General features: G+C 36.2%; 4 protein-coding genes. All 4 read left to right on the forward strand.

The window, feature by feature from the left end; genetic code table 11:
- Positions 1-62 precede the first annotated feature (62 nt).
- Entirely contained in the window at positions 63-3,815 is a 3,753-nt protein-coding gene (locus F5ESL0261_RS09350) for a BspA family leucine-rich repeat surface protein (protein ID WP_122053033.1), read from the forward strand.
- Between the two features lie 24 nt (positions 3,816-3,839).
- On the forward strand, positions 3,840-6,929 hold the full coding sequence (locus F5ESL0261_RS09355; RefSeq protein ID WP_122053034.1) for a MucBP domain-containing protein: 3,090 nt from the start codon (positions 3,840-3,842) through the stop codon (positions 6,927-6,929).
- 600 nt (positions 6,930-7,529) lie between these two features.
- A complete protein-coding gene (locus F5ESL0261_RS09365) occupies positions 7,530-7,781 on the forward strand; it encodes an SLAP domain-containing protein (protein ID WP_122053036.1) in 252 nt (83 codons plus the stop codon).
- Positions 7,782-8,144: 363 nt separating this feature from the next.
- Positions 8,145-9,726: BspA family leucine-rich repeat surface protein (locus tag F5ESL0261_RS09370; protein WP_122053037.1), on the forward strand; the 1,582-nt coding region annotated here is incomplete at its 3' end.

The following is a 9,726-nucleotide window of genomic DNA, read 5'->3' on the forward strand; positions in this document are numbered from 1 at the left end:
ATTTTGCCTGTCTACCAAACTATACTAAAATTGTATAAATGTAGATTTAGAAGAGGAAATATATGAATAAACTTAAGAATACCAATAAGCAAGGTGAAAAGCTACTGCTCGGAGGTATGGCTGCTATTTCTCTGAGCCTTATTAATGGTAAGACTAAAACGGTTAAAGCTTCCGCTATTCCCAATAATGGTTCAGCCCTGAAAAAAGCCAGCAAGGCCAGGCTAAAAACTAAAATTAACTATCAGACCGCTCGTTCTAAGCTGGTGAAAAGGACAGAAGCTCTTAAAGCAAGCGATGAACCAGATGCTGCTGAAGCCGCTACAGATAAACCAAATCAGGCACAGGCAATGGAATCTGATACAACCACTACTGATCCTGCTGATGATCAAGTCTCTGAAAATAATCAAACAGGCTCTGCCACCGGTAATAAAACTCAAACAACGGAAAAATCAGACAAGACTGACATCCCAGTAAAATTCGATCCTGCTCAGGCTAATAGGTCTTCTTTGCAAAGCAAATGGAATGGCTTGGATGTTACTTTTAATAGTGACAATAATGAATTAACTATACAAGGTGGAACAGACACACCGGCCATTATAGACAATTCAGCTACTCCAGATAAACTTATTGGTATAAGTCGCAACATTGACGGTGTCAGTGCGAATTATATCAATATTATTACTATAAAAGGAAAAATAAATTTAGTAGGTTCTATTACCGGTTTATTTGGTGATCTTCATAACTTGAGAACTATCAATGGACTTGAAAATATAGATACCCAAGGCGTTACTTCCATTGAAAAAATGTTTAGTAATGACTATCACCTATCTAGCTTAGATTTATCTAGTTTTGATACTTCCAATGTTACTGATATGAACTCTATGTTTTATGGATGTTCAGCTCTGAAAAATTTAAAGTTTGATCCAACTAAATTTAATACTGCTAAGGTAACCAACATGGCATCCATGTTTAAAAGCTGTGGCGTCCAAAGTATAGACCTTTCACGTTTTAATACGTCTAATGTAACTAATATGGCTGATATGTTCTACGGATGTGCAGTTACTAGTTTAGATTTATCCCATTTTGACACAACTAAAGTAACTGATATGAGCGGTATGTTCAATTATAATGTTCTTCAAGCTTTGGATGTTTCATGCCTTGATACTGCTGCAGTAACTAATATGGCAAAAATGTTTGCCAACAGCAAAAATTTAACAAGTATTAATTTTGGAACTAAAGGTGCAACTAAGTTTAACACTTCAAATGTAACTGATATGTCCGATATGTTTAATACCAGCGAAAAATTGACTGATATTGATTTATCTACTTTTAATACTGCCAAAGTTACTAATATGGCCGACATGTTTTTCTCTTGCAAAGCATTAACTGGGCTAGATTTATCTCCTTTAGATACTACTAATGTTACAGACATGAACGGTATGTTTCAATACTGCAATGGATTAACTTCTTTAGACGTATCGCATCTTGATACTGCAAAAGTTACCAATATGGCCAGAATGTTTAGCTACTGCCAAAAATTAACTTCTTTAGACGTTTCTACTTTTAAAACTTCTAATGTAACAAGCATGGAAGATATGTTTGACTATTGCAGCAGTTTAACAGACCTTAAGTTCGGTGATCCTGGCACCACTACTTTTGACACTTCTAATGTAGTCACCATGAAAAATATGTTCGCTTACTGTTCAGCAATGGTGGACTTAGACTTATCTGCATTTGATACTTCTAAAGTAGAAGTATTTACCTATATGTTTAATAATTGCTCACGACTGGCTAATTTAAATCTTTCTAGTTTTAAAATTAGTGCCAAAACTAGTGTAAGTGGCGGCATTAGTATGGATTATATGTTTCAAGATTGTACTTCTCTAGCAACCATAGATGTTTCTCACTTTGATACTTCAAATGTAGGAAATATGATGGGAATGTTTCGAGATTGTTTTTCCTTAGCGAGATTAGACCTAACAAATTTTGATACATCTAATGTATCAGACATGTCTGATATGTTTTACCAATGTGTAAACTTAAAAAGATTAAATTTATCCAGCTTTGATACTTCAAATGTTATTCATATGGATTTTATGTTCGCTATTTCTGGTTTAGAAAGATTGGATATCAGTAACTTTGACATGTCTAATGTTTCAAATACGTTTAATATGCTGGGTGGTCTAAAAAATCTGAAAATATTGGTACTTGGCAAGAAAAATAAAATTGGCACAAGTCCTTTCAATGATGAATTAAATTCCGGATTTAACACTTCAGGTACTTGGACAAATATGGGTAGTGAACAAGTGCCAAAAGATCAGAATTCCTGGTCTGCTGATCAGCTGGTTAATAAATACGATCCAAGTAAAGATTATGATACATATGTCAACTTTTCCGCTCCTTCTCTAATTACAGTTAAATACATAGACAACAATCAAAAAGATATTGAACCTGCTGAACAACTTTATGACTTTAAAAATACAGCTTTACTTGACACTTTACCAACATTTAATTCTATAAAGTTAAATAGAAATACAGATTACCAGCTAGAACATATTGAACTTGATGGAAAAACAGTATCTGATCTCCAAAATGTAAAATTTGGTGACATTCCGCACACTATTACTTTTGTTTACAACGCAATTCCAGCTGGAGAAATTACTGTTTACTATAAGTACAAGGATAAAGAGGACAAACTGCACGATATTCTAGAAAATGGCAAGGCAAAAACTGCCACCATAAGTGGTTCTCTTCATGATCGTTCAGCAAAAATTCAATTTGATGCACTTGAAGACTATACTAAACAATCTTATCAAATTAATGGTGAAGATCCAGTAATTAATACTGATGACTTTACTGTTCCACTTACTAAAGATCCTCAAACCGTCATTCTTATTTACAATCCAATTTCAGCTGGAACAATTACTGTCAACTATAAGTACAAGGATAAAGACGGTCTGCATGACATTCTTGATGAAATGCAAAATAAAAAAACTACCACCATAAATAGTTATCTTTTTGAACGTTCAGCAAAGATTCAATTTGTTGCACTTGATGGCTATACTAAAGAGTCTTATCAAATTAATGAAGGAAAGCCAGTAATTAGTACTGATGACTTTACTGTTCCACTTACCAAAGATACTCAAACCGTCACTCTTATTTATAGTCAAACTCATGGAAACAACAGTTCAAATGGCTCCGATGATAATGGCTCAAGCGGTTCCAATTCCGACGGCAATGATTCCGGTTCTAATGGTTCAAACAATTCCGGTGATAATGGCTCTGGTTCTAGTGGTTCAAACGGTTCAGGTAATAACGGCTCTGGTAACAATAATTCCAATAACTCAGGTAGTGGCAACAACCCTGGGTCCGGCATTAACAATAGCTCCAGTAATAATTCCGGAAGCAGCAGCAGTTCGGGTAATAATTCTAGTAGCAGTAGTAATAATAATGGTGCTACCGGCAGTATTGGCAACAACTCAGATAACAATTTAAATAACGGATCCAATAATACTGGGTCTAATGTATCTTCAGGTAAACACAAAAATACTAGTAAAAAATTAAATAAACACAGAAATAAACCAAGTTCAAATAATAAAGGTTTTACCAAACTAAAAAATAAATACAATAAATATAACAATGGTAAAACTAAAAATATGGAAAAGGCTGGTAGTTCAAATATTGCTACCCACAAAGAGAAGCTATTACCACAAACTGGTTCAAATAAACGTTCCAGCTTAGCAGTACTTGCTTTGGGTGGACTTGCATTAGCAAGTGCATTAAGTGCTATTTGGTTTAATCATAAGGAAGATTAGTTAGTAAAGAGGGTTAATATTAATATGAATAAACACAAAATTACTGGTAAAGGTAGTGAAAAGTTATTATTTGGCAGCATGGCTGCTGCTGCTTTGGGTCTAATTAATGCAAAACCAAAAGCAGTTAAAGCCGATTCTATAAACAAAAGCAGGGCTACTTTTAACAAGGCAAATAAAAGGGCAGCTAAAACAAAATTAAATTATCAAACAGCTGTAAATGATAAGACTGCCGATACTACAGAAGATGATCAAAAAGTTGAAATTGATCAAGGCACTGATAATGAAGCTGAAAGCGGAAATAATAATCAATCCAGTGTTATTACTCAATATAATGATACAAATACAACACAAGATAGTAATGTAGAAAGTCGCACCTACAAATCAGATTCAGCTTCAAATAAATTTGTTTCTGATGAAGCAAAGAGAGATGATGCTAATATTATTCATGCCAGTTGGAATAACTCAAATTCTACAGCATCTCCTTTCAATATACCTTTAACCTTCCATTCCGATACAGGTTTAATGGAAATTGGGGAAAAAGATGCTGATTACGAAATCAGTTCTACAGGAAACGGTGATGTGGGACTCAATAGCTTTCATATTTCAGGTATGAATTTTGGGCCAAATATAGTTAAAAAAATTAATATTAATGGAACAATTAAATTTACTGGGTCAGCTGAAAAATTATTTCAAAATTTAGCAAATCTTACAGAAATTACGGGTTTGGAGAATTTAAATATTGAAAATGTGACTAGCATGGAAAGCATGTTCGAAAACTGTGCTTCTATAAAAAGTATAGATTTATCTGCGAGTTCAGCTGATAATTTAGGTGCAGATGATAATGGTAAATATTGTTTGAGAAATATGTTTGCTGGGTGCACCAGTTTGACAGACTTGAATATTGCTTCTATCAGTGCAAGCGACGATGTAGATGATGAATCACCAGTAGACATGTTTAAAGGAGATGCAAATTTAAGGCGAATAACTTTTGGTGATGGCACAATTGGACTATACAATACCGCATTATCAACCCAGGGAACTTGGGTAAACATGGGAACAAGTTCCTACTCTCCTCATAAAAAAGGTGATTTAAAATATACTACTTCAGCCGAGTTTATGAATAAATTTAGTGGATTTTACGGTGATACTTACATTTGTTTTAAAAATCTTGGTCAGCCCATTAAAATTAGTTATCAGAATGATAGTAAACAAAATATTTCTACTCCTGATCCAGAATCTGATCTGCGATATGGTGATATAGATCAGTCATTAATTAATACTGGATTAATAACAGCTTTTCAACCTAAGGAAATTGATGGATACAAATTTTCTAAAGCTTTAAATGCAGATACCGGTGAAGAGATCAAATCTGAAGAAATAAAATTTACGAATAGACCACAAAATATTACATTTGTTTACACCAGTGATACCAATAGTGGCAGTGGGAGCTCCAGCGGCAGTGGCTCCGGGTCTTCTTCTGGCACTGAGAGTTCTAGTGGCAGCGGCTCTGGTTCTTCTTCTGGCAGTGAGAGCTCCAGCGGCAGTGGCTCCGGGTCTTCTTCTGGCAGTGAGAGTTCTAGTGGTAGCGGCTCTGGTTCTTCTTCTGGCAGTGAGAGTTCTAGTGGTAGCGGCTCTGGTTCTTCTTCTGGTAGTGAAAGTTCCAGTGGTAGCAGCTCCGGCTCTTCTTCTGGCAGTGAGAGTTCTAGTGGCAGTGGTTCCGGTTCTTCTTCTGGCAGTGAAAGTTCTAGCGGTACCAGCTCTGGTTCTTCTTCTGGCAGTGAAAGTTCCAGTGGCAGCAGCTCCGGCTCTTCTTCTGGCAGTGAGAGTTCTAGTGGTAGCGGCTCTGGTTCTTCTTCTGGCAGTGAAAGTTCCAGTGGCAGCAGCTCCGGTTCTTCTTCTGGCAGTGAAAGTTCTAGCGGCAGTGGCTCCGGCTCTTCTTCTGGCAGTGAGAGTTCTAGCGGTAGCGGCTCCGGCTCTTCTTCTGGCAGTGAGAGTTCTAGCGGTAGCGGCTCCGGCTCTTCTTCTGGCAGTGAGAGTTCTAGCGGCAGCGGCTCTGGTTCTTCTTCTGGCAGTGAGAGCTCTAGCGGCAGCGGTTCCGGCTCTTCTTCTGGCAGTGAAAGTTCTAGCGGCAGCGGTTCCGGTTCTTCTTCTGGCAGTGAAAGTTCCAGTGGTAGCAGCTCTGGCTCTTCTTCTGGCAGTGAGAGCTCTAGCGGCAGTGGTTCCGGCTCTTCTTCTGGCAGTGAAAGTTCTAGCGGCAGTGGCTCCGGCTCTTCTTCTGGCAGTGAGAGCTCCAGTGGTAGCAGCTCCGGCTCTTCTTCTGGCAGTGAAAGTTCTAGTAGCAACAGTTCAAATGGGTCCAATGCTTCCAATAATGATGGTTCAATTGTCAACCGCCCTGCAACCATAGCGCCTGCAGTTACGGTTCACTATCAAGATGAAAACGGCAACACCATTGCCCCTGACCGCATAATCCAAGGTCGCATTGGCGATGGCTATACGACTGGTGCTGAGACGGTTTCCGGCTATGCTTTAAAGACCAGACCAGATAACGCAACAGGTTTCTTTAACAACAGTCCGCAGAGCGTCACTTATATCTACACAAAGAGTGATGGAAAAACTAATATCCCAGCTGGAAGCCATCAGCTGACTGGCAATGAGCCGACTCCAATTCCATCCAGCAAAAAGACAAAGACAAAGAAGACACCTAAGAAGGCGATCAAAGGCCTTCATGCAAATAAGCAGAGCAAGAAAGCACCTGTCACATCAATCAAAGGCTTAACAGCTAACAAGCATCAGGCTAACCGCCCTGCTAAACTGGCAGCTGAAGATCGCAAATTAAACAAGACTGCTAGCGCTAATGATCCACAAAAAGGCAAGCTATATAAAGGCAGTAGAGCCGATGCATTGTCACAAAAAGGCAAGTCAGATAAAGACAGTAAAACCAATGCATTGCCACAAAAAGGCAAGTCAGATAAAGGCAGTAGAACCAATGCATTGCCACAAAAAGGTGCAGAGAAGCACAACAGTTTACCAATGCTTGCTCTAGGTGGTTTGGCCTTGGTCACTGCTTTAGGTGCTCTAGGTGTTGCTTGGCTTGAGCATAAGAAAAATTAATAAATATTATTCAACAAAAATTTTCTAAGTTTTGAATATCGTAATAATCACAACTTTATAACCACAAAAATAACTGTGTAATCAACAAGTTCTTTAATATTTAAATTCTAGTACTTATGCTGACAACATATTTTCTAGAAAGCTAACTTTTATAAATTAGCAAAAGCACATTTTTACAAACGTCTCTCAAGATTTTAGTAACTGAGGGACGTTTTTATATGCAGTGATTTTTTTCAAAATTTTAAATAAGATATTAAGAAATTTCTTACTATGATTAATTGAAACTAAAATTTATAAGATAATTAACACGATATATCTTGCTATTTTTAAATATGTATATTTATGTAGATGTAATTTTGGGGCTTAAATAAATTGGACAAACAAAAGAACATCAATCAAATTTATAAGAAATTTTTATATACTAGTATCGCTACGTGCAATACTGATAATGACACTAATGGTGCTACAGAAACTAGAACATTCAAAAGTATAAATTCTTTCGCTGATACAGAAAATAATAATTCTGATCCTAATGACAAAACGGCCATAGCTACTATAACTTCAAAACAGACCAAGTAGCAATGACTCAACTCCGGTTGTATGGTACTAATAATACTAATCCCATCTACCTCAGTTCCTGTTAAACCTGATGAAAATAAACTGGGTAAAACTCCAATTACTAGAAATGTGTTTCACAATGCTTATATCTATGATAAGAATGGTAAACGCCTAAATAATAAAGTTTTAAAGAAAAATAAACATGTTAGAGTGTATGGCAAAGTCTTTAAGATGAAAAACAAGTTATACTATATTATTGGCAAGAAACAATTTGTTAAGAAAGCTAACTTTTAATAATTAATAATATATTATAAGAATTCAATTAGTAATAATTGCCGCTAATTGAGTTCTTTTTTACTTTAAAATAAAAACATTAATTATTCTTCCTAATAATGCAATATCTGATATTAGACACTAGAAAAAATCAGAACAGCTAAACTGGCATTTAGAACAAATTACTAATCGTTGGTATACTTGCATAGTATTATTTACCTTTTGATTGTGCGCAGAAAAGTACAGTTAAACTTAAATAAATAAAATAACGTTTTATAAGATTTAATATAAAATTATTTTTTCACTCTAAAAGTCGCGTTGACTTTCAAAAAAACCCGCCATATACTAAAAGCGTAATAACGACCTGATTATAAGAGGAATTATATGAATATACACAAGAATATATATAAACAAGGAGAAAAGTTGTTTGTTGGGGGCATGACAGCCGCAGCTATAGGATTTTTCAGTGCTAACCCTAAGGCAGTTAAAGCCGATAGCTTATCGGCAGGGTATCTAATGGCACAAAATGTCCAAAGTAGCAGTAAAACTCAGCTTTCTAAAGCAGTTCCTACGGAATCTACTTCGACTGATTCTTTCGAAACAGAACAATCAGAAACTATGGATAAAGATGCTGCTAATGATCAACAATTAAATAACAGTAATTCAAGTCAAGAGACAAATGATAGCAACAACATCAATGACAATGACAATTCAGCAAATTCATCTGCTGCTTCTGAGAAAAATAATACTGATTTAGTTAATAGTGATATTAGTAAAAGAGATTCTGAGAACCCTAATATTGTCGAAAGCACTTGGAACAATATAAATGTCAGTTATGATACCAGTCAAAAATTGTTAACAATTTATGGCGGCACCAAAGAAAAGCCAGTTACAGTTAGTAATCCTAAACCAATTTTGGGAACCTCAGATACGGGATATATTGCAGGAGTTAATCCACTAGATATTACTGATATCAAAATAGACGGTCAGCTTAAGTTATCTGGATCAGTCAAGTTCTTATTTCATGGCTTAACCAAATTAAAAACGATTGAAGGTTTGGATAATCTTGATACTTCAGAAGTAACAGATATGTCGGAAATGTTTTCCGATTCAACAATGTTGCTTAAATTAGATTTATCAAACTTTAATACTGTTAAAGTAACACGTATGTATAACATGTTTCACAATTGTATTAATTTAAGGTACTTAGATATTCACAGCTTTAATATGGCTAATACGTCAAACGTCGCGGGAATGTTACTTACCCTGGAAAGCTTAAAAGTATTGATATTAGGAAAGGATAATAAAATTCGTCTTTCCGATTTTCAGAATAAAGCGCGCTGGAACAGCTTAGGATCTGGAAGTATTAGTAACCCAACAGGTAAAGAAAATTGGACTTCACAACAGGTTGAAAAAAATTATAACAGTAGTAACATTTCTGATACCTTTATATCAACCATAGCAAATCCAGTTTTTGTTCATTTTCGTGATGAGAATGGTAATCAGGTTACTGATCAGAATGGCAAAATTGTACCTGATACTGTTGAGGTCGGTGAAATAGGAACTCAACCTAAAGCTGCTGAAGATTTTGACTGTTATAAGAATGCAAACATTACTAATTACACTTTGAAGAAGATTTTCATAAACGGAAACGAAGTTAAACCTGGTTCAGCTGAAGATATCGTGGATTTCAAACTATTAATTAATGATGACGGACCTGATATTTACGCTAATCAAGAAGTTACTTTTGTTTTTGCCAAGCAGCCTCAAGGCCAAGTCCTTATCTCCTATCAGGACGAAAGCAGTAAAGACCTGCCTGATGCCAGCGGCAAGACTTCTGATCGCGGCACTGTTGAGTATGGCGAGCAAGGCAAGAAGTTCACTGCCCCTGAGATTGCCGGCTACAAGCTGAGCTACATCCTTGTCAACGGTAAGAAGGTGACCGGCACTGATACTGCCAGCCTGG

This window comes from Lactobacillus sp. ESL0261 (assembly GCF_003693025.1).
Classification (GTDB): domain Bacteria; phylum Bacillota; class Bacilli; order Lactobacillales; family Lactobacillaceae; genus Lactobacillus; species Lactobacillus kullabergensis.

Coding starts and splice junctions, on each gene's coding strand:
- F5ESL0261_RS09350 (WP_122053033.1), top strand. CDS start 63: ATGAATAAACTTAAGAATACCAATAAGCAAGGTGAAAAGCTACTGCTC.
- F5ESL0261_RS09355 (WP_122053034.1), top strand. CDS start 3,840: ATGAATAAACACAAAATTACTGGTAAAGGTAGTGAAAAGTTATTATTT.
- F5ESL0261_RS09365 (WP_122053036.1), top strand. CDS start 7,530: ATGGTACTAATAATACTAATCCCATCTACCTCAGTTCCTGTTAAACCT.